Annotated in this window: 1 protein-coding gene; it reads right to left on the reverse strand. The window is 41.6% G+C overall.

Features of this window, described 5'->3' with window-relative positions; genetic code table 11:
* Positions 1–151: 151 nt before the first annotated feature.
* Positions 152–358 (reverse strand): hypothetical protein, encoded by a 207-nt coding sequence (locus tag NC797_RS18315; RefSeq protein WP_272438220.1) that lies wholly within the window; start codon positions 356–358, stop codon positions 152–154.
* Between the last annotated feature and the right edge of the window lie 312 nt (positions 359–670).

Raw genomic sequence — 670 nt, forward strand, 5'->3', positions numbered from 1 at the left:
TTATACCGCATTGAGAAAAAAGACAAAAGAAAAAGCGTTTGGGCTGTCGCCCAAACGAAATTTATCTCCCCCTTACCGTTGGGCTAAGCCCTTCACACGCTTGAAGAGGGAGACTTCTTTCGGAAGTGCATTAAAGTTTACTGTCAATGATTCAATCTCTCTCGATGTAGCGAGCTACTTCATGTCCGCACTTCTGACATTTACCGCGGAGTACAATATCTTCTCTGAATCCTGCCATCTCAATTTCATAATCAATAATCGTAGTAACTCCTGAACAAGAGGTGCAAAACACATTATGAATGAGTTTTTCTCTTGCCCATTCAGGAATTTGATTCCAAAGTTCTTGAGCCTTTTTCATGATTTACCTCACTCCAAGTTATTACATTTTATCCCGCACTCGCGCCCTATAACAGAAGAATTCTCGTTTGTCTTTCCTAAGCCTATGTTGGACGGAAATTGCAGAAATGACCCCGTTACCTCAATCTTGCACTTAAGCCATTTTTAATTTGTTCAAAATGGTGGTTATCATGTAAAGCTAAACCAGTGAACTACTCCCACCACTTACCACCCTTGCGGGTTGCTTGAAGTGGGGGCTTCTTGGATAATCGCCACTTTTGGTAGCTGACGAAATTGACCAAGCTAACCCTCTTGTTCCAAAAGTTATATTCGC

This window comes from Terrihalobacillus insolitus (genome assembly GCF_028416575.1).
Classification (GTDB): domain Bacteria; phylum Bacillota; class Bacilli; order Bacillales; family Amphibacillaceae; genus Terrihalobacillus; species Terrihalobacillus insolitus.